The 20,664-nt window shown below is 54.2% G+C and carries 17 protein-coding genes; 12 read left to right on the forward strand and 5 right to left on the reverse strand.

The features are described 5' to 3' along the window. Nucleotides 1–7 precede the first annotated feature (7 nt). Nucleotides 8–925 (reverse strand): DMT family transporter, encoded by a 918-nt coding sequence (locus ACQYWX_RS23455; RefSeq protein ID WP_216735647.1) that lies wholly within the window; start codon nucleotides 923–925, stop codon nucleotides 8–10. A 169-nt stretch (nucleotides 926–1,094) separates the two neighbouring features. Between ACQYWX_RS23455 and ACQYWX_RS23460 the strand changes: the two genes are divergently transcribed. From ACQYWX_RS23460 to ACQYWX_RS23470, 3 genes are all read left to right on the forward strand, one after another. Continuing rightward, nucleotides 1,095–1,586, forward strand: a complete 492-nt coding sequence (locus ACQYWX_RS23460) for a hypothetical protein (RefSeq protein WP_216735646.1) — start codon at nucleotides 1,095–1,097, stop codon at nucleotides 1,584–1,586. Between the two features lie 369 nt (nucleotides 1,587–1,955). Beyond that, the gene (locus ACQYWX_RS23465; RefSeq protein ID WP_431686522.1) at nucleotides 1,956–3,152 is read left to right on the forward strand and encodes an NfeD family protein; all 1,197 of its coding nucleotides are present in this window, start codon (nucleotides 1,956–1,958) and stop codon (nucleotides 3,150–3,152) included. Continuing rightward, nucleotides 3,149–3,907 carry a slipin family protein gene (locus tag ACQYWX_RS23470; RefSeq protein WP_216735644.1) on the forward strand — a complete coding sequence of 253 codons (759 nt, stop codon included), beginning with the start codon at nucleotides 3,149–3,151 and terminating at the stop codon, nucleotides 3,905–3,907. The genes ACQYWX_RS23465 and ACQYWX_RS23470 overlap by 4 nt, the downstream gene beginning before the upstream one ends. A gap of 37 nt (nucleotides 3,908–3,944) precedes the next feature. On the opposite strand, the gene ACQYWX_RS23475 is transcribed toward ACQYWX_RS23470, so the two are convergent. Further along, a complete protein-coding gene (locus ACQYWX_RS23475; RefSeq protein WP_431686523.1) occupies nucleotides 3,945–4,268 on the reverse strand; it encodes a type VI secretion IcmF C-terminal domain-containing protein in 324 nt (107 codons plus the stop codon). A gap of 469 nt (nucleotides 4,269–4,737) precedes the next feature. Between ACQYWX_RS23475 and ACQYWX_RS23480 the strand changes: the two genes are divergently transcribed. After that, nucleotides 4,738–5,145: a hypothetical protein gene (locus ACQYWX_RS23480; RefSeq protein ID WP_431686524.1), complete on the forward strand. Its 408-nt coding sequence runs from the start codon at nucleotides 4,738–4,740 to the stop codon at nucleotides 5,143–5,145. Between the two features lie 39 nt (nucleotides 5,146–5,184). Here ACQYWX_RS23480 and ACQYWX_RS23485 read toward each other — a convergent pair whose 3' ends face one another. Beyond that, nucleotides 5,185–5,610, reverse strand: a complete 426-nt coding sequence (locus tag ACQYWX_RS23485) for an Lrp/AsnC family transcriptional regulator (RefSeq protein WP_216735641.1) — start codon at nucleotides 5,608–5,610, stop codon at nucleotides 5,185–5,187. A 133-nt stretch (nucleotides 5,611–5,743) separates the two neighbouring features. On the opposite strand from ACQYWX_RS23485, the gene ACQYWX_RS23490 reads away from it, so the two are divergent. The 4 genes from ACQYWX_RS23490 (at nucleotide 5,744) to ACQYWX_RS23505 (ending at nucleotide 10,638) form a co-directional block, all read left to right on the forward strand. Then, on the forward strand, nucleotides 5,744–6,865 hold the full coding sequence (locus tag ACQYWX_RS23490; RefSeq protein WP_216735640.1) for a saccharopine dehydrogenase family protein: 1,122 nt from the start codon (nucleotides 5,744–5,746) through the stop codon (nucleotides 6,863–6,865). A gap of 110 nt (nucleotides 6,866–6,975) precedes the next feature. Further along, complete coding sequence (amaB, locus tag ACQYWX_RS23495) at nucleotides 6,976–8,478, forward strand: L-piperidine-6-carboxylate dehydrogenase (RefSeq protein WP_279505464.1); 1,503 nt, start codon at nucleotides 6,976–6,978, stop codon at nucleotides 8,476–8,478. 415 nt (nucleotides 8,479–8,893) lie between these two features. Continuing rightward, nucleotides 8,894–9,937 (forward strand): DUF1338 domain-containing protein, encoded by a 1,044-nt coding sequence (locus tag ACQYWX_RS23500; protein WP_431686525.1) that lies wholly within the window; start codon nucleotides 8,894–8,896, stop codon nucleotides 9,935–9,937. Nucleotides 9,938–10,107: 170 nt separating this feature from the next. Continuing rightward, entirely contained in the window at nucleotides 10,108–10,638 is a 531-nt protein-coding gene (locus ACQYWX_RS23505) for a DUF6942 family protein (RefSeq protein ID WP_431686526.1), read from the forward strand. Here ACQYWX_RS23505 and ACQYWX_RS23510 read toward each other — a convergent pair. After that, nucleotides 10,619–13,099, reverse strand: coding sequence for a M48 family metallopeptidase (locus ACQYWX_RS23510; RefSeq protein WP_431686527.1), 2,481 nt, complete (start codon nucleotides 13,097–13,099; stop codon nucleotides 10,619–10,621). The two genes, ACQYWX_RS23505 and ACQYWX_RS23510, sit on opposite strands and share 20 nt — an antisense overlap. 228 nt (nucleotides 13,100–13,327) lie before the next feature. On the opposite strand from ACQYWX_RS23510, the gene ACQYWX_RS23515 reads away from it, so the two are divergent. Together ACQYWX_RS23515 and ACQYWX_RS23520 are read left to right on the forward strand one after the other, a co-directional pair. After that, the gene (locus tag ACQYWX_RS23515) at nucleotides 13,328–14,905 is read left to right on the forward strand and encodes a CRTAC1 family protein (RefSeq protein WP_431686528.1); all 1,578 of its coding nucleotides are present in this window, start codon (nucleotides 13,328–13,330) and stop codon (nucleotides 14,903–14,905) included. A gap of 392 nt (nucleotides 14,906–15,297) precedes the next feature. After that, a complete protein-coding gene (locus tag ACQYWX_RS23520; RefSeq protein ID WP_279505473.1) occupies nucleotides 15,298–15,759 on the forward strand; it encodes an EF-hand domain-containing protein in 462 nt (153 codons plus the stop codon). Nucleotides 15,760–15,886: 127 nt separating this feature from the next. Here ACQYWX_RS23520 and ACQYWX_RS23525 read toward each other — a convergent pair whose 3' ends face one another. Continuing rightward, nucleotides 15,887–16,357: an OsmC family protein gene (locus ACQYWX_RS23525; protein ID WP_216735634.1), complete on the reverse strand. Its 471-nt coding sequence runs from the start codon at nucleotides 16,355–16,357 to the stop codon at nucleotides 15,887–15,889. A 395-nt stretch (nucleotides 16,358–16,752) separates the two neighbouring features. Between ACQYWX_RS23525 and ACQYWX_RS23530 the strand changes: the two genes are divergently transcribed. Next, on the forward strand, nucleotides 16,753–18,108 hold the full coding sequence (locus ACQYWX_RS23530; RefSeq protein WP_216735633.1) for an HD-GYP domain-containing protein: 1,356 nt from the start codon (nucleotides 16,753–16,755) through the stop codon (nucleotides 18,106–18,108). 627 nt (nucleotides 18,109–18,735) lie between these two features. Next, nucleotides 18,736–20,658 (forward strand): PrkA family serine protein kinase, encoded by a 1,923-nt coding sequence (locus ACQYWX_RS23535; protein WP_216735632.1) that lies wholly within the window; start codon nucleotides 18,736–18,738, stop codon nucleotides 20,656–20,658. Nucleotides 20,659–20,664: the final 6 nt, after the last annotated feature.

Genomic DNA, 20,664 nt, shown 5'->3' on the forward strand with positions numbered 1-20,664 from the left:
ACTACTCTCATTCAGTCAACAAAGGTTCGGATGCCCGCCCTTTTTTAGCGGAGCGCGCCTGAATCGCCAGACCGGCGACAATAAAACCAAGACCCACCAGGGTCAGCATGTGAATTTTCTCGCCCAGAATAAAGTGGATCAGCAGCAGAGAAATAAACGGCGATATAAATATTAGATTACTGATGCGACTGGCGTGGCGCGTATATTTCATCGCCATCAGCCACAACATAAAAGTCACGCCCATTTCAAACAGACCGACATAGACTGCGCCGCCCAACGCGGCGGGCGCCAGATTCAAAGGCCAGGCCAGCACGGCGGCGCAGGGCGTGGCGAATAAGAAGTTTTGAAACAACCCGATCACCGGATCGCGCTTGTCTCTGGAGTTCAAAATCCAATAGGCCGCCCAGACCAGGGTGCTGACCAAAGCCAGCGCAATCCCTATAAGATTTAAAGATTGTCCGCTGTCATCGCCGCCAAAGGAGATCACCACCACGCCGCTGTAACTCACCAACATGGCGATCACATCCGTACGCGTGAGCTTGTGGCCGAGAAAAGGCACAGCAAGAAACGCCAGCATCAACGCCCAGGTGTAGTTAATGGGCTGCGCTACCTGGGCAGGAAGCAGATCGTAGGCATAAAACAGAATGTGGTAGTACAGCAGCGGATTCAGTAGACCGAAACACAGCGCCCGCCAGCCGTTTTCCCGCAAAGAACGCATCGCCTCCGCCAGACGCCCCTGCCAGAGCAGCGCCGCCCCCAGGGCCAATACGGATGTCAGACTGGCGAAAAACACCAGCTGACTGACACTTTGCTGCGCCAGCGCCAATTTGAACGCAGTGGCCACGGTGGACCACAGCAAGACGGCGGACAAACCATAGCGCAACGCCAGCGACTCGTTAGTATTGCGCGAAACTTCCTGAGACATAGCTGCGTCCTGTACTTCTATCCTGACGACAAATATTGAAGATTTCGCCAATCCGCAATATTTGGACTATGTTTAAATTATGCCGCTGACGATGTCGTTAAAGCGACCCAACCCACATATCGCCACATCTCAGCGGCATTCCTTCATGCACTGCTGACGGGCGACCACAATGCGAGTCCATCCTCCGACTCTATTAATCCTTAGCATATCCGCCCTTGCGCTGATGACGGAACGGGGCGCTGCGACGGAGCTGTCCGCCTGTGAATCCGAAAGGGAAAAAATGACGCAAACATTAGGCGCCGTTTTCAAACCTTATCTAAGAAAGCACGAATCCCTGGCCAGCCAACGCGGCAATATAATCGACTTGAAAGTCAGCCTCAACGGCTGGGTGGAAGACATCGCGCAATGTTATCGCAATGTCTACGCAGAACGGGGCGCCCCGGAAGACGATAATGTTCTGAATAATGGTTTGCACTGGGCGGGAACCCTGACCGAATTTCATGAACTGGTGAAAACCCTGAACCGCCAGATTCAAACCGAAGCCCAGAAAAAAGCCGAATCTCTAAGCGAAAAAGATCCCGCCTTCCGCCACCTCCTGCAACAGGTCCTTCTCCCCAACTTCCCGCTACAAGCGGAAAGATCGGGGGGAGAGTTTATTTGAGCCAGGTTCCCGCCAACCTAGATAATGTTCTGGCGACCTCGGCAGAAGTCGAGTTAATCTGCTAATACTGATATCAATTAATGGCGCAGCAAGAGCACCAACGCCATGACCAAGGATATGCGATTAAGTTCGCTTGCAATCCGGCGTAGGACGCCGACTGCTTCGGGGTTGCGTTTTTGCATGCAGCTTCCCGCAAGATTGTTGTGGCTGCTCTATTTCGCTTTCTCCGTGTCTTTCCTCTTTTCGTCTTTCACCACAGAAACCCTTGCCGCAGAAACAAGCGGGGGGAATTCATCTCCCAAACATCCGCCACAGGTATGGACCCTTGATATACAGGGAGCTATCGGACCCGCCAGTGCGGATTTGTTCATGCGCGCTTTAGAGGAAGCGAATGAAGCCGGGGCGTCTCTTTTTCTATTGCGACTGGATACTCCTGGCGGCTTGGACAAGTCCATGCGCGACATGATTCAGGCGATTCTGGCTTCCTCAACTCCAGTCGCCGCCTACGTTTACCCCAAAGGAGCCAGAGCAGCCAGCGCCGGCACATATATTCTGTATAGCTCTCATATCGCCGCCATGTCTCACGCCACCAATCTGGGAGCCGCCACGCCGATATCAATCGCAGCTCCTTCATCCTCGCCAACAAAGCCTGACGACGACGCAGAAAACAACGAGAAAGGACTAAGCACACTGGAGCACAAGCAGATCAATGACGCCGTCGCTTATATTCAGGGCTTGGCGAAACTGCGAGGCCGAAACGCAGACTGGGCGGAACGGGCCGTGCGCGACGCCGCCAGTCTGAGCGCGGAAGAGGCGTTGCAAATGAACGTCATTGATATGATGGCGGATTCAACAGAGCAACTGCTGGCCCAACTGGAAGGAAGGCAGGTCAACCTTGATAACGGGGCGGTAACCTTAAAACTGTCTGGATATGAGTTGCATCCTGTCGAACCAGATTGGCGCAACCGCTTTCTGGCTGTCATCACCGATCCCAGCGTCGCTTATATCCTGCTGCTGATCGGTATCTATGGACTGCTGCTGGAAGCCTACAATCCCGGCGCCACCCTGCCTGGCATCCTCGGCGCCATATGCCTGTTGATCGGCCTGTATGCATTACAGCTGCTGCCTATCAGCTACGCGGGATTGGGACTCTTGTTGCTGGGCGTCGCACTGATGACGGCGGAAAGCTTTGCTCCCAGCTTCGGCGCGTTGGGTTTAGGCGGAGTGGCCGCATTTATTCTTGGCTCCGTCATGCTGATGGACACGAAATCGCCCGCTTACCAGATCGCTCTGCCCGTTATCATTGCCGTCGCCGCCTTATCCGTCCTGGTGCTCAGCGTGCTACTGCATTTCGCCTTCAAATCCCGAAAACAGGCGGTGGTGTCCGGTGTGGAAACCCTTATCGGATCGCAGGCGGAAGCAATCGCCGATTTTGAAGGGAGCGGCCGGGTCGCCGCACAAGGACAACTATGGATGGCTTATTGCGATACGCCAGTAACGCAAGGCCAAAAACTCAGAATCACAGGAATACAGGGACTGACCCTGCAAGTGGAGGCTATCCCATGATCGCTTACGTTGTTTTGGCGCTGGTTATTATTGCGCTCGCCCTGCTGCTGACGATGTTTCGCGTCATGCGCGAGTATGAGCGCGCCGTGGTGTTCTTGCTTGGCCGCTTCTACAAGGTGAAAGGGCCTGGACTGATCGTTATCGTTCCCATCATTCAACAAATGGTGCGCGTCGATCTGAGAATCGTGGTCATGGATGTGCCGACGCAGGACGTAATATCCAGGGATAACGTATCGGTTAAGGTCAACGCTGTGGTGTACTACCGGGTGCTGGACCCGCAGAAAAGCGTGATTAATGTGGAGAATTACAACGAGGCCACCAGTCAACTCGCGCAAACCACATTGCGTTCAGTGCTTGGTCAGCATGAGCTGGATGAAATGCTGGCGTCGCGGGAGGAGCTGAATGAGGATATCCAGCGCATCCTTGACGTCCAGACCGACGGCTGGGGCATCAAAGTCTCCAACGTGGAAATCAAACATGTGGATCTGGATGAGCGCATGATTCGCGCCATCGCCAAACAGGCGGAAGCGGAGCGTATCCGGCGCGCCAAGGTGATTCACGCCACTGGGGAGCTGGAAGCATCGGAAAAATTGCGCGAGGCCGCCTCAATTCTCGCCAAACAACCGCAGGCGATTCAGCTACGCTACCTGCAGACGCTCACGGAGATCGCCAGCGATAAAACCAACACCATCGCGTTTCCACTGCCGCTGGAAATTCTCAAGGCCTTCGGCATCCAGGAAAGTGAGTCCAGCTGACCTTACCATCAAGCTTAACTCGCCCCGGAAAACCGACTCAGGGCATGGATTCCGAACAGGGATAGTCGGACAACTTCTGCAATACGCTGAATTGCGCCGCTGTAGCGGTTTTTATCTGATAAGTCACTTGCAGTCCGCCAAAGTCAAACTGGGCTTGGCCGGAGGTGTCCGACTCGGGCGTAATCCGCGCTTGCTCAAGGAACCGAAACAACGCCCACTCTCCAAAGAAGTCATACCGTTTACGGTCGCCGTTCAACGTTTCTACTTCCACGTATGCGTCCGGGTGGCTCGCCGGCCAGGCGAACTCGGACCAAAATCTCGGTCCGGGCGCGGAAGCCGCCTCTACTTCACCGATTACCATTCGAATCCGTCGAATTGTTGATGGCATCGTCAAAGGCTTAAAACTCACTCTAAAACCAGCCTTTGGTGCGGTCTCCGAAGAATGGGCCGCTGGGCTCGCTATCGGGGATGTGGACAACGCCGCCACGACTTCGTCTCGATAGCATCCAACTTCTGCCGCCATCGCGTTCAAACAGCTTCCTGCAATCAGCGCAGCCCACGCAAACGCCTTCAACAGGAACCTCATTGACGCCCGCTTCTTACGCTAAAAAAGAGACAAAAAATCACCTATAAACCTCCCCATTGCCAAGCCCTCCGCAGGATAGCATTATTGGCGAATCGATTTCAGAAGCGGCGAAAATCGCCTCAAACAAAAAGCAGGGAAGCCCGTCACCACTACCTTCCCTGCCGTCATTCCTACAAAAAGTTATAACGAGAAAATTGCAATAATGACTACGAAAAAAACAGTTCTACTAAGCATGAGAATGCTTGTGGACATCGATAACAACGCTAAAGAAGAACAGGCGCTCAACGCTATTGAAGAAAAAGCTCAAGAGCTGTTTGGTGAAGCCAATTTCGAATTATTATTTAAAAACTCAAGCACATTGAACGAGAGAATCGATTGCGATAAATGCTGTGTCTGCGGCATTTGGGTTTATGACAAAAATGTACAATGGTCCGCCGGGGACCTTTATGATCTTTCTCCTGGCATCAAAATTCACTCGGATATGTTCTGCTCATTTTGTGAACCGCCACGTCCCCCGATGATTTCCGATGAAGGCGCCAATGAATGGACCTCAGAGCCTATAAACATAGAGTGGGAAAATAGCTGGGGAAGACCCGTAAGAAATTCGCACAGCAGAGGCTGGGACAACGATGCAGACGGCGGGGGCTGGTAGAAAGTTGGCGTAGTGTGACGCTGAGGGGCGATTCGCCTCTCAGCGCTCAAACTTCGTCGATAGCACAATCGACGACATGGTTTTTTCGATGCCTTCTATCTCACCAATGTGATCCAGCACTTCATCGATCTGTTCCGTGGTTTCCGCGCGGATCAGGGCGATGAAGTCGTACTGTCCATTGATCGTGTACAGCGACCGCACTTCATCTATGCGTCGCAGCGCCGTTTCCACCTGTTTGTTCAGCTTCGGATTGATTTCGATCATCACCTGGGCGCTGATGCGCTTTTTCTCATATTCCTTGTCCAGACGGATGGTATAGCCGCGAATGACGCCTTCCGCCTCCAGCTTGGCGATGCGTTCATGCACTGCGGTGCGGGACAGGTTGAGTTTTCTCGCCAGTGACGAAGTGGCTTCTCGCGCGTTCGCCTGCAACAGATCGAGCAAACGTTGATTTTTTTCATCCATATGACGTTTTCACTACAGATATAGATATTTCGTCTAAATTTATCAGTAAATTCGTCACTATGACAGTTACAATCCGACATCTGCGCCTCCTATTATAGATTTATTCATCCAATAACAATTAGGAGAGGCACATATGAAACCCATCGTTGTTGTAGGCGCTGGTAAAATCGGCTCAATGATCACGGATTTCCTGAACAGCACTGGCGACTACAAAGTCACGCTGGTGGATCAGAATCAGGACGCGCTGGACCGCATCGCCGAAGAAATTCCCGGCATCTCAACTGTGAAGGCGAACGCCTCTAACCAGCAGGAAATGGAAGCCGCCTTCAAAGGCCACTTCGCCGTTATCAACTCCTGCCCTTTCGATATCAGCGCATCCATCGCTCACGCAGCCGCAGCGCAGCAGGTTCACTACCTTGACCTGACTGAAGACGTCGCCAGCACTCGTTTGATCAAGTCCCTGGCCAAAGACGCCAAATCCGCCTTCATTCCTCAGTGCGGTCTGGCTCCTGGTTTCATTTCCATCGTGGCTTATGATCTGGCGCGCAAATTCGACTCCCTGCACAATGTTCACATGCGTGTCGGCGCACTGCCCAAGTTCCCCTCCAACGCGTTGAAATACAACCTGACCTGGAGCACCGACGGCCTGATCAACGAATACCTGAACCCTTGCGAAGCCATCGTTAACGGTCAGTTGCGCGAAGTGCCTCCCATGGAAGAGCTGGAGCATTTCTCTCTGGACGGCGATGACTACGAAGCTTTCAACACCTCTGGCGGCCTGGGCACCCTGTGCGAAACGCTGGAAGGCAAAGTGTCCAACCTGAACTACCGCACAGTGCGTTACCCTGGTCACCGCGACGTCATGAAGCTGTTGCTGAACGACCTGCGTCTGGGCGAGCGTCGCGACCTGTTGAAAGAAATCATGGAGTCCGCCATCCCTGTCACCATGCAGGACGTTGTATTGGTATTCGCCAACGTCAGCGGCGTGAAGAACGGCCTGTTCCTGCAGGAAACCTTCGCACGTAAGATTTACAGCCGCGAAATCAACGGTAAACTGCGTAGCGCCATCCAGATCACCACCGCATCCGGCATCTGCGCTGCGCTGGACCTGCTGGCGGAAGGCAAACTGCCGAACCAAGGCTTCGTACGTCAGGAAGATATCCGCTTCGAAGACTTTATAAACAACCGTTTCGGCCGCAACTATATGGAAGACGACGGGAAAAACCCTTCGGCTTCAGTGCGTCGCGTAGCCTGATCAAATATGGGCGCGGCGACCCCGCGCCCCGACATCAGGACAGGTAGCGAACCAGAAGCTCGCTACAAGGACAAGCAAACGCACTTACGACTCTTTACGGGAGGACCGCTATGAATATCCAAGAGATTTTTTCAGCCCTGGGCATGGACCAGGGCATTCTTGCTTCAGGGGACTACAAAATCAGCTCCCCGGTTGACGGCAAAGTGATCGCCAACCTGAAACTGGACAACAAAGACGAAGTAGAAAAGAAAATCGCCGCCGCCGCAGACGCCTTCAAAGCCTGGCGTCGCCTGCCCGCTCCTCAGCGTGGCGAGCTGGTGCGTCTTTACGGTGAAGAACTGCGCAAGCACAAAGAAACTCTGGGCGCCTTGATCACGCTGGAATGCGGCAAGATCATTTCTGAAGGCCAAGGCGAAGTACAGGAAATGATCGACATCTGCGATTTCGCCGTCGGTCTGTCCCGTCAACTGTACGGTCTGACTATCGCTTCCGAGCGCCCCAATCACGCACTGCGCGAATCCTGGCACCCCATGGGCCCAGTCGGCGTTATTTCCGCGTTCAACTTCCCCATGGCGGTTTGGGCATGGAACAGCGCACTGGCGCTAGTGTGCGGCGATCCTGTGATCTGGAAACCTTCCGAGAAAACGCCTCTGTGCGCCCTGGCCTGTCAACATCTGCTGGATAAAGCCATCGCTCGCTTCGGCGAAGCGCCAGAAGGCCTGTCCAGCGTCATCATCGGCGAACGTGAAGTCGGCGAACAATTGGTTGACGACAAGCGCGTACCTTTGATCAGCGCCACCGGCAGCTGCGCCATGGGCCGCGTAGTCGGTCAGCGCGTCGCGGCCCGCTTCGGCAAATCCATTCTGGAACTGGGCGGCAACAACGCCATCATCGTCGCGGAATCCGCTGATCTGGACATGGCTACTCGCGCCATCGTTTTCGGCGCAGTCGGCACCGCTGGCCAACGCTGCACCACCACTCGCCGCGTCTTCGCTCATGATTCCGTATATGACGAATTGCTGGGCCGCCTGAAGGCCGCTTACAAGCAATTGCCTATTGGCAACCCACAGGAAGCCGGCACGTTGATCGGTCCGCTCATCGACGGCCGCTCTTACGAACAAATGGAGCAGGCGCTGGCTGACGCCAAAGCGAAAGGCTGCGACGTATACGGCGGCGGACGCGCGCTGGAAAAAGAGTTCCCACAGGCTTACTACGTGAACCCCGCCATTGTGGAAGGCGGCAACGCGCTGACCAACAACGCTCACGAAACCTTCGCGCCGATTCTGTACTTCTTCCGCTATTCCGACCTGGAAGAAGCGATTGAACGTCAGAACGACGTGCCGCAGGGTCTGTCTTCCGCCATCTTCACTCTGAACATGCGTGAAGCGGAACTGTTCACCTCCGCGGTGGGCAGCGACTGTGGCATCGCCAACGTCAACGTCGGCACCAGCGGCGCTGAAATCGGCGGCGCATTCGGCGGAGAGAAAGAGACTGGCGGCGGTCGCGAGTCCGGCTCCGACTCCTGGAAGGCGTACATGCGCCGCTCCACCGCGACAGTGAACTATTCTTCCGAGCTGCCGCTGGCGCAAGGTATCAAGTTCGATCTCAACTAAGCCTTTGCTGAGTTGACTTGAAAGGAGAGCTTCGGCTCTCCTTTTGACATCCGCGCCAGGACGCGCGGTTCGACAGGTCAGGATTTTCCTTATTGGTTTAACACTTTATTGACATGGCAATAATATTGGCATGTTGATAAACAGGCGCATGGATGCGCCTGCGCGGCGGTCAGCCGCGGGAGACAGGGTCTGACGTGTGCAGGCCCTGTCGTGGCGGATACAAATAGAAGGAAGCTATTTGTCCGCCTGATTAATATATACCGATGATGTACGGGAAGCTGTTTCCGACTGTGCGCCTGTAACCGGACTTCGACCGAAGCCGGATCTCCTCCTCTTCTTCCAGAACGCCTCAGGCGTCTGGACGCACGCCGGTCAGACGAACGTTAGTATTATTTTCAGGATTACGAGCCGTACCATGCAAACTACTGCGCTTTTCAAACTGTTGTCTTCGCTGACTGACGCCGCCAAGGCTCAGCAATTGCTTGATTCCGTTCAATTGCACCCCATTTTCGCCCAGCCTCACCATGACGACGAGCCGCTCAACCGCGCTGTCATCGCCCAGGCGATGAACATGATGCTGTTTGACGACCTGCTGGAGCGGGTGCCGGAAGGCAAGCAATACGTGGCTGAAAAACTGGCGTCTGGAGAAAAGGTCGTGTTCGACCATGGCGCGCTGCGCACTGTGGCCTGGGAGAATCAGGCGCTGCCTATGGGTTATAAAGCGTTTGCACGCATCCTGGAGCCTCTCGGCTTCACCGTGGCCGGACAGTATCCGTTGCCCAAGCTGAAAATGTGCGGCTTCGTCTACACGCATGCGGACCTGCCCCACGATGTCGCCCAGTACTTCGTCAGTGAGCTGTACCCGGAGCAATTCACCAAATCTTTCCAGGACGCCGTTGACCGAGTGGTTTCTGTGTCTTCCGATCCATTGACGCCTCGCTCTGCAGAGCTGTTGCAGAAGCTGGCCGCAAACGGCGCTCTGCCTCTGGCGGACGCGGCGGAATTGCTGCCTAACCTGCTGCAGTGTTTTGACCGTCAGCACGGCGTGCCCCACCTGCACGACTATCTGGCGTTGCGGGAAGAGTCCGCGGAAATGGCCTGGATCTCCACCGAAGGCAACGCTTTTAACCACGCAACCGATCGCGTGGGCGACATTCGTCAGCTGGACGCTCATCAGCGTGAGCTGGGCCGTCCGATGAAGGACGAAATTGAAGTGGCGCGCAACGCCAACATCATGCAGACCGCTTATCGCGCCACCAAAGTAAAACGCCAGTTCAAAACGGATCAAGGCGTCGAAACCCATGAGGTTCCCGGCTCCTTCTTTGAATTCATTCAGCGCAACGATATCGACGAGAGCGCTGAAAAGGGCATGGACCTGCGCTTTGACAGCAGCAACGCCCAAGGCATCTTCACCATGACTCGCGCCGTTGAGAAAACGGCCGAGACAGCGGAATGCTAACTCCAGCATATTGAAGAATTAGCGCACATCGTCGCTCCGGCCAGGCTTTGCAAGCCAGCGGCCTGGACCGAGGTTGGCCATGTGCGCATTTTTTCGCTTATTTTCGGCCGGTCAGGCTATACTCCCCCTCCTCGATTAACCCCGACAACACCACGTTCACAGACTTCGCCATGCACGCAACAGGAATCGGCGACTCGCGCCCATTGCTAATTCTCTACACCCCTCACCGCCCGCCCATGCCTCAGTATGAGCAGATGGAGGGCTATCGTTGCGGCATTTCTGGAGAGACGGAAGTCATCATCAAAGAGACAGGCAATCATTGGCGCAAGATTTTTTCCATCTTCGCCAAGATAACGCAGGGACTGTTGTTTCCAGAGGAAGACTGGCGCGCGGTGCGGGACAGGCGTTTATTCACGGAAGGCGGCGCGACGGCGTTGCTGTTTCAACAACATCTGCTGGAGACGCCAACAGACCATCAGCCTCCCGTGCACGTTATCGGGGGACAACAATTCGCGGAAGGGTTCTCAACGCTTCCCCAGACACCTCAAGAGTTGCAGGAAGACTGTCGCATCTTGCGAGCGGGAAGCGTTTATCTGACGCCCTATCTGGACTACAGGCAGTTTCCCAACGCGTTGATAGCAACGTTGCTTGCAGACATAGAGCGTCAGGGGCTTGTGACGACTAGGCCGTCGCTGCTTTAAGCTCCACTTTCAGGGGAGGAACCCCCAGTTTTTCTTCCTCCTGCAGACACTGCAGCGCCAGCTCTGAGATAGTGCGACGATAAGCATAGCGCATCACCCGCAGACAGCGGTCGCTGATCTGGAAGATCGCGCCGGCGTTAAGCTCATCCAGTTTCTCCTCTGGATTCACGCCCCAATTCACGGCGAACTCCGCCAGAGTCTGCTCTTTGCTGGTGGAAAAACGCAGGTCGATATTGGCGGAGATCTGATGAAATTGACGCAGATACTCCCTCGCCAACTGCACATGCCGCGCCGCCGCCTGAGCGAAAAATTTAGGGCGCTCTTCTTCGTCCTGGCGATACAGGGCGTTAAGCCCCGCCATGCATAATGGCAGGCTGTCCCAGATATCCCGCAATAAGAACAGCTGACGGAAAGTGTTGTACAACGACTCCGCCCGCGCTTTGTCCTCCTCGGACATCTGCGCCATCGCCAGATGCATGCGCTGCGCCACATAGGCGTCCAGACAGCGACTTAACTCGCCCGCCATCCGTTTCACTTCCGTACGTCGATCATCCAGACTGCGTTGCACAGAACTAATATCGCCCGCCTTCACGCCAAAATCAGCGGCGTCGATGTTATACCCCGCCTCCACATACGCCAGCCCGACCTGAGCCGCCTCCATATGCTGATAGGCTTCCCAATACAGCTCCATTTGCGCCGTCGCGCGCGGAATCTGGCCGCGCAGCTCGGTCACGGCCCCAGCCAGATCCACCTCCGTCGGCGTGGCGTTAAACGGCTTCATCAGGCGCATGGAGAACAGGTCGGCGAAGTAGCGCTTCAAGGCTTCTTCCGACTCATTCATTTTGGAGTGAACATCCCTGATTTCCTCGAAGGAGCACAGGTACTGCTCGGGCTTCTCCAGCCCCATTGAGTTGTATATGCGCAGCGTGACGATTTTGCACAAAGCGTCAAAATCCGGCATCAACTCAGTGGCGGGAAATTCATCGGTCCAAACCGGCTCGTAACCCAGAGATTCCGCATGGGCGATGCGGTCATTGTCCGCCGGATGGGTATCCCAAACATTGGTCTGGCGCTCATCCATTTTCGCCCGCACCGCGTCGATTTCTTCTTGAGACAGTTCCGCCGCCAACTGCGCAATGGTTTGCGGCAAGTTGTCGATCAGGCGGTCTTCGTTCCAGGCGGATTGCCAGATCTCATCTCTGCGTTGCTGCGACATGGACATATTCCACAACGCCACCGCCGTACTCTGAAAGGTTTCGCTGCCCGCGACCCAGCTTTCGTATCGATCGGCGTCGTACTCCATCTCCCGGGACATCCAACGGGTGACGCGCAGATTGAATAAGAACAGGTATTTCAGAATCAGGCGCGTGCCTTTGATCATGCCCTGCGCGGCGATCAGCGCCACATCCAGCGCAAAAATCGGGGAATACTCACGCCATTTGCTCAAGCGACGATCCCAGGCGTCGGGATAGAAGGCCCGGCTCGCCATCCAGGCATTGGCGGTGTTGACGATATAGTTGGCGATCATGGCGTTGCGTTGCGCAAAGTGCCCGAACTCATGCCCCAATACGCCAATGAATTGCCGACTGTTCATGCCCGCCAGCAGAGGCAGGCCGACCGTCAGGGTCAAACGTCCCTGAAACAGGCTCAGCAGTCCTTTTTCCGGGGCGACGTGAGCATTGACCTCGCCATCCACGTAGATCTTCACCGGAGCAGGCAAGCCCATGCGTTCGGTGAGCAGCTGCACCAGCTGATAAAAGCGGCGATACTTTTTCGGATTCAGTTCCAAGGTGCGGTTTTCATGGTCGCGGCCAAAGAACGGCTTCAGCAGGAACAGCGCGAATACGGTTCCCAGTAGAACCGGCACGAACACCATCAATACCCCCATCGCGTTGGTTTTACGCACCGCCAGAATATCCGGGATACTCATCCCGTACCAAATCGTTCCCACTATCGCGCAGATTGTCAGGCTGATGTAAATCAAAGGCGCTATCAGACTCAACAGGGTCACGCTGAACAGCCCCAGTTTATAGGCTGTGGTTACCGGTAATTTGGGAATAGGTTGATGCAGACGCTCCTTCGCCAGGGCAAGCACGTCTCTTTGTATGTCGGCGTCTTTGGCTGGCTTGGCGCGACTGGCTGTCGATGGGGCTGAGCTTTTGGCGGGCTGTGCGGCTTCTATCGACGCAGGTTGCACAGGCTTCGTCGCCACCTCCTCGGAGGGACAAGGCTGCAACGTCACCGCCAGTCCCAGGCGAACAAATAAGGCCTGATATTTTCTGGCGTCAGAAGAAGACAAGGATTTCTTGATCACCACCGCCCCCGTCAACAGACGCTCGACTTGCGCGTTCGATAACTTCAAACGCGCAACGAGATTATCTCGCACCTGACGCTCTTCGAAACCGGAAAGAATTTTACCCTGGCTGATAACATTGAACTGGGGGGAAGCAGGTGCGCTCAAATCGACATCCTTTGTGGAGGCAGCAAAAGGCGGCAATTTTATGCGCCGAAGCTGATATTTTCTAATCTTTTTAGTTGTTTTTACGCGACGAAGTGTAACTGGCGCAGCCGGATTTATGAACACTAAGCCGGGTATTTCAGACAAGCATCGCTTGAGCTCTGATAACTGCGTCAAATCGACTATTTTTTCTTTAAGTCCTATTCATTGCGAACCATGCGGAAATTGTTCATGAAAACACCAGCGGCTTTCAGCGCTCTCTTAACATTACCTTTCTTGCTGACCGGCTGCGCCGCTTCTCTGGAGGATGTCCGCGAGGCGCCCGCCAGCCTGCAGCTCTCTCCGTTTACGGAGGTTAAAACGGATTTCGTCCACCACTGGACGCAAAAGGTTCATCCTTTTAGCGGCGCGGCAGTGCTGGATGTTGATGGCGACGGCAAGGAAGAGATTTTTGTGGGCGGTGGCGAAGGACAGGACGACGCCTTGTTAAGCCTCAGGGATGGCGAATTACGCAATATTATTCAGAACACCGGATTATCCGCCTCAGCGGCCACCTATGGCGCGACTGCGATGGATATGAACGCCGATGGCGAAGTGGACCTTATCATCGCCCGCAACGACGGCGTCTATTTGTACTTAAACAACGGCGGGCGCTTCACGGCGCAAAAGCTGCCGGTTCAATTGCCGGACAATACGGTCTCTTTCGCCGTCACTGTCTCCGACATTGACCAGGATGGCGACGGCGACCTTTACATCAGCAACTTTATCTCCTTTGACGCCTTCAAAAGCGCCACCTTCAACGACCCCGCCCACGCCCGCGCCAACATTCTGCTGCGCAACGACGGCAATCTGCAGTTCACCGATATTACCGCGCAGTCCGGAACCGCATCGCTGCAAAATACCTTTTTATCTGTCTTTGTCGACCTCAACGGCGATCATCTGCAAGACTTGGTTGTGGCGCAAAACACAGGAGAGGTGGAGATATTCAAAAACCTGGGAGACGGTCGCTTTGAATCCGTTCCCACCCACTCCGGGTTCGGCTTCTGGATGGGGCTGGCGGTGGGAGACATTGACCGCGACGGCGACCAGGACCTGTTTTTCACCAATATCGGCAACTCCATCCCGGAGTTTCTCACCAGCGGCGACCTGCGCGATGACCAGCGTCAGGACAGCGAATGGTTGCTATTGCGAAACGAAGGCGACTTTCGCTTCACCGACATGACCGAACCGTACCAGTTAACCGGCTACGGCTTCGGCTGGGGCGGCGTATTTGAAGACATCAACCTGGACGGCGAAATGGACCTGCTGGTGGCGCAGAACTACATTAAATGGCCGATTCACAAGGTCAGCAAGCTGGCGGGCAAGGCATTTTTGCAACTGCCTACTGGAATGGGCCACGCCACCGGCTTTTTTCAGGCTGACGACCTGGAGCTGGACAACCCTTGGTTCGGCCAGTCCCCCGTTATTATGGACCTGAATGGCGACGGCCGCCCGGATATCGTCTGGCTTAACATGGACGGGCCCGTACGGGCTTTTCTCAACACCACAGAGGCCAACTTCATCGCTCTGCAGCTGCCTGATTCACCGGAATGGTCTGGAACAGAAGTCACAATCGAAATGGAGGATGCGCGCAGTTATACCCGACAAGCGACATCCGCCGTGGGCCTGATGACAGACCAAAGCCCCCGACTTGTTTTCGGAATCGGCGCTAGAGAATCCGTCACCCGCATAGTGGCGTTGAAGCCCGACGGTAAGCGCCTGGAGTTGGTGGACCCGAAGATCAATACCGTGCTCTCTCTGGGCGAATAGCAATGCTTAACAGGCGGTCAGGCGCAGCATCTTCGCCCGGCCGCCAAACTCTTCCGCTAATCCTACACTTTCAATCGTTGCCTTTTTGCAACTCGTAACTTATTGATATTTATGACATTGCCTGCATAGTCGCCGCCGCCGTCTCTTTTCTGCGACTTTCAGCCACCCTTTCACCGACCGCAAAATTCACCGAACAAAACTAATTTGTTGTTTTTAAAGGAAATTTAAAAACTGGCGCCGAACTTGATATACCTAGGGCGAAACACGCTGAGGCTAAGCAGCCCGGCTACCTCACGAAGGGAGAGGTTAACAGGAGGAGTCTTGAATCCGCACATTCAGACCCGCCTCCTTAGAAATGGAAACAAGGACACCAACTTAGTAGGTATTAGAGTATGAATAAAGCACTCGCAATCGTAACCGCGTCATTCCTGGCAGCATTGACTGCTTGCTCTGACGAAACCAGCGTTCAAACCGAACAACCTGTGGCGGAGCAACAGCCTCAAACTGAAATGAGCGCCCCAGTGCAAATCACTGAAGCGCCTGCCAGCTCCGACCAATACGCAGGTCCAGCGGTAGAGCAGGTGTTTTCATACCTGGACACTGACCGCAACAGCGTCATCAACAAAGAAGAAGCCGCTGCAGACTCCAGCATCAATGAGTCATTCGCCCAGATCGATATCGATCAGAACGGCGAAATCAGCCGCGACGAATTCGTTGTGTACAGCGGTGAAGCCACTGCAGCCGGCTCCAGAGCTGGCCAGCTGTACCAAGCGGACCCTCAGCCTGAAATGGCTGTAGATCCAGCAGCTCCGGCTGATGCGCCGGTAGATCTGGAAACCGCTCCAGCCGAATAATCGGCGACAGTTTCAGCCAAAGCGTGCGTCTATAAGTTAAATCCGGGCGCTACTTGACGCACGCTTTGGCTCCTTATCCCAGCCTCTTACCCTCTTCGTCCTCAATTTCCTGATTCAACCGCCCTGCTCACTTCTGAGCCTCTAACTCCACCACGACTTCCGTTTTCACTGAATTAGCGATAAAGCAGCTTTCATGCGCGCGATGATGCAATGCTTCCAGCTCCTCATGCGTCGGTCTGGCTGAGCCGGAAAATTCAACGCGGGGACGCAGCCTTACCTGAGTCATCATCATGACGCCCTGCTCATTTTTGGCCAGTACGCCGATGGCGGAGTCCTCATAGCTGTCCACCACGAATTTGCGCTTCGCGGCGTACGCCAGAAAAAACAACATATGGCAGCTGGAGAGTGACGCGACGAACGCTTCTTCAGGATCGACGTTTTCAGCTACAGAAAAAGGTAAGGGGACAATATGCGGAGACGCGGAAGCGGGAACTCGAACGCCGCCGTCAAACTCCCACTCATGCCCACGACTATATTGATTGGAGACAAAATCCTGTGCGCCTCTAAGCCAGCGCACAGTGGCGAAATACTCGGACATCCACACCTCCTTGAATCAGCCAAATGAAACGCGCGCCGAAACAACGGCGCGCATATGCCGTGAAGGAGAATGTTAACAGACTTTTTTCGATCGGCCGCTCTCTGGTCGCCACCACACATCAGCCTCCTCAAATATAGAGCACTTTTTATACGCCAATACGGCCAAACGAGACAACTAACTGGCGAAATACGCCATTCACCCCCTGATTTTTCAGGCTTTTTCTTTTTAGATACGTTAGTTACGTTCATTTGCAAAATGTGAGCAGAAATACACCATCCCCCTGCTATAACTGGGCTATATTTGAGCAATATTCGATCATCTCGCACGCGCCCCACACTTCTCAATCTCGTCCTGATGGCATGACGTCACATTCTGATTTCGGCAGGAAAACTGAAATGAAGCAATACGACCCGACAACGCCCGATCACTACACAAATCATCTAGCGGAGGTGAACGAGACCAATGCGGTAATCGCTACTGAGGACATATACAACAAGGACGGGATGCTGCTGGTTAAAAAAGGGCTGGCTATCAAGCCTGAGGTCGCGCGCAGACTGCTTAACCATAAACTGGTGAAGCCGCTTGAGGTGTCCGTCAATGTGGATGACGCCCTCTATGGGAAAGAAATTCACCGCGACATTCATCAAATGTTCGATCGTTTCGAAGGACTGCTGGAGATTCATTCGTCCATGCGTCTGGAAGCCAGCCTTATCGAAGTGTGCGAGAAGTATGGCGGCTACGATCTGCTGGTGCAGAAAGTCACCGTTCTGTGCAAGCGATTGCCGAAAGAGTATCAAAAGGGCCTGTTCTGCGCGTGGTTAAGCTTCGCCATGGCGACACGGCTGAACCTGAGCTTAGAAGAACGCGAAGCGGCGTTTATGGCGGGACTGGCTCACGACGCCGGCATGCTCCATATCGATCCGCAGATTGTCGCAAAAACCGGCGAATACACGCCGGAAGAATGGCGCGCCATGCAGAGCCATACTCTTATCGGCGACCTGTTTCTGTCCTATATCAAAGAGATTCCTGACGTCACCCGTCGCGCAGTCAAAGAGCATCACGAACGCGCTGACGGCAGCGGCTATCCCGCCGGTCTGTTTGAAGACAGCCTGTGCATCGTCGGACAGGTTGTGGCGATGGCGGATGAAACCTACGCCATCTGCGAGAAGCGCCGTTTCAATGACAAAATTCATCTCGGCGAAGTCATGCCGGTTTTTCAGATCGACAGTTCTTTCTTCCCCAATCAGGTGCACATGGCGCTCATGTCCGTGCTGCGTCAGGTGAATCACGCCGCCACCCAGCTGGCCATTTCCGGCGACCTGAGCAGCATGTCGACGCAGCTTATGGAGAAGCGTCAGATGCTGGAGAATGTAGTGGAAAGCATCTATGCGCTGCGGGAAACCCTGGCGGAGAGAGAGCATATTAAACGCATGCGCGTCGCCAAAGTGAAGATAGATCGTCTGTGGACCCTGGTCACGCGCTCCGGCATGCTGAGCGCGCCCCTGGGCCGCTGGTTGCAGCATGTGGTGGAGAATCAGATCATTCAGACCGTCAGCCGTGAAATCGTGGAAATGGACCTGATGTATCAGGAACTGCAGTGGCAGCTGAAACAATTGGGAAGAGTGTTGTATCTCTACCTGGAGGAAGAGAAGAAAATTACGCCCGAGCTCAAAAAAGCTCTGACTAACTCCATTAAGGTTCTCGACATGGGCGCGCCCAAGCCCATGGAAAAACAGGAAAAAGTCGCCTGACCCTGCTCCGTGGCGGGCGCCGCTTTAGCGTGCGTCCGCTGCGTCAATTTGAATCACCGCCCTGCTCCTTTGTCGCCCTCTTTTCGTTCCCTTTTTGCCCTCTTTTCACCCTCAGGCCGTTTTTGGGGCGCTGCCTCGCCAATATTCCTAGCGTTCCGCTAACACGCCCCAAACAGGCGCAAGGTCTGAAGAGTTGGGTGTCTAACGCGCATGACTAGGCGCGAAAAATCACTCAACAATGCTGATCAGATTAATGTGTCACCTAACGTAACAGAATGATATATAAAAAATTTTAATGAAACTAAGAAAATTAATTCCTATCCAATTGTATAGTTCTGAACTATGCTAATTCATAAGCGGAATACTTCATGCAAGTGGTGTTGGGGCGCATTCAGAAACGTTTTCTCACATCTGTTCAGCGGAGACGCCCGCGGGCGCGCTGAAAAAATGTCAGGAAACTTGTCTGCAGGCCAGACGCAGCCGAAAGGGGCGCATATAAAGCTCCAAAGAGGCGCATGATGACCCTGTCTGAGCAAGGCGAAGCCGCCAGTCCACGATAGCCGGTCACTGATCATGTCGACGTTTTAGCGCCACTAAGCGAGCTATTCATCACAAGAGGGGGCCTATATGAGCATCTTCAGTCAATTCGCCAGTCGATACGACTCACGCAAGGAAGAAGAGTACACGTTGGAGGAGTATTTGGAGATCTGCAAAAAGGATCGCACCGCTTATGCGTCCGCTGCAGAGAGAATGCTTCTCGCCATCGGCGAGCCGGAACTGGTCGACACATCCCGCGATCAACGGTTAAGCCGCATCTTCTCCAATAAAGTCATCAAACGTTACCCCGAATTTGAAGAGTTCTACGGCATGGAAGAGTGCGTGGAACAGATAGTGTCGTTTTTCAAACATGCAGCCCAGGGTCTGGAAGAGAAGAAACAGATTCTCTATTTGCTTGGTCCGGTCGGCGGCGGTAAGTCCTCCCTGGCGGAAAAGTTGAAGAGCCTGTTTCAGAAACAACCCTTCTACGCCATCAAGGATTCCCCTGTTTTTGAATCGCCGTTAGGCCTGTTCGATCCGGCTGAAGACGGCAAGATCCTGGAAGAGGAATACGGCATTCCCAACCGCTACCTGCGCTTTATCATGTCGCCCTGGGCGGTGAAACGTCTGCATGAGTTCAATGGCGACATCAGCAAGTTCAAAGTGGTCAAACTGTATCCGTCCATTCTTAATCAGGTCGCCGTCTCCAAAACCGAGCCCGGCGATGAAAACAACCAGGATATTTCCGCGCTGGTCGGCAAGGTCAACATTCGCATGTTGGAGGATTTCCCTCAGCACGATCCTGACGCGTACTCGTTCTCCGGCGGACTCTCTAAAGCCAACCAGGGCATGCTGGAATTCGTGGAGATGTTCAAAGCGCCGATCAAAGTGTTGCACCCATTGCTGACCGCCACGCAGGAAGGCAACTACAACACCACAGAAGGTATGGGCGCGGTGCCGTTCGAAGGCATCATCATGGCTCACTCCAACGAATCAGAGTGGCAGACCTTCCGCAATAACAAAAACAATGAGGCGTTCCTCGACCGGATTTACATCGTCAAAGTGCCTTATTGTCTGCGGGTGTCCGAAGAAGTCAAAATCTACAAAAAACTGCTCAAGCACAGTTCCCTGGCCGGTTCGCCCTGCGCGCCCGACACCTTGAACATGCTGGCGCAGTTCTCCTGTCTGTCCCGTATCAAAGAGCCGGAAAACTCCAGCATTTACTCGAAAATGAAGGTGTACGACGGTCAGAACATCAAAGACACCGACCCCAAAGCGAAATCGATTCAGGAGTACAAAGACTCCGCCGGCGTCGACGAGGGCATGGACGGTCTTTCCACCCGTTTCGCCTTCAAGATACTATCCAAGGTGTTCAACTTCGACACGACCGAGGTGGCCGCCAACCCGGTGCACCTGCTGTATGTGCTTGAGAAGCAGATCGAACAGGAGCAGTTCCAGCAGGAGACTCACGACCGCTACCTGCGCTTCATCAAAGAGTCTCTGGCGCCCCATTATGTCGAGTTTATCGGTAAAGAAATTCAGACCGCGTATCTGGAGTCTTACTCCGAGTATGGCCAAAACATCTTCGACCGCTATGTCACCTACGCCGACTTCTGGATTCAGGATCAGGAATACCGCGACCCTGAAACCGGCGAAATCTTTGACCGTGCGGCCATCAACGACGAACTGGAGAAAATTGAGAAACCCGCGGGCATCAGCAATCCGAAAGACTTCCGCAACGAGGTGGTCAATTTCGTTCTGCGGGCGCGGGCCAGCAATAACGGCAAAAACCCGTCCTGGCTCAGTTATGAAAAACTGCGCACCGTGATCGAGAAGAAAATGTTCTCCAACACGGAAGACCTGTTGCCGGTCATCTCGTTCAACCCGAAAGCGTCCCAGGAGGACCAGAAGAAACACCAGGAATTTGTGCGGCGCATGATCGAGCGTGGCTATACTGAAAAACAAGTGCGTTTACTTTGCGAGTGGTATCTACGGGTTCGCAAGTCGCAATAAAGTGAG

Source organism: Hahella sp. NBU794, from assembly GCF_050749805.1.
In the GTDB taxonomy this organism is placed as follows: Bacteria; Pseudomonadota; Gammaproteobacteria; order Pseudomonadales; family Oleiphilaceae; genus Hahella.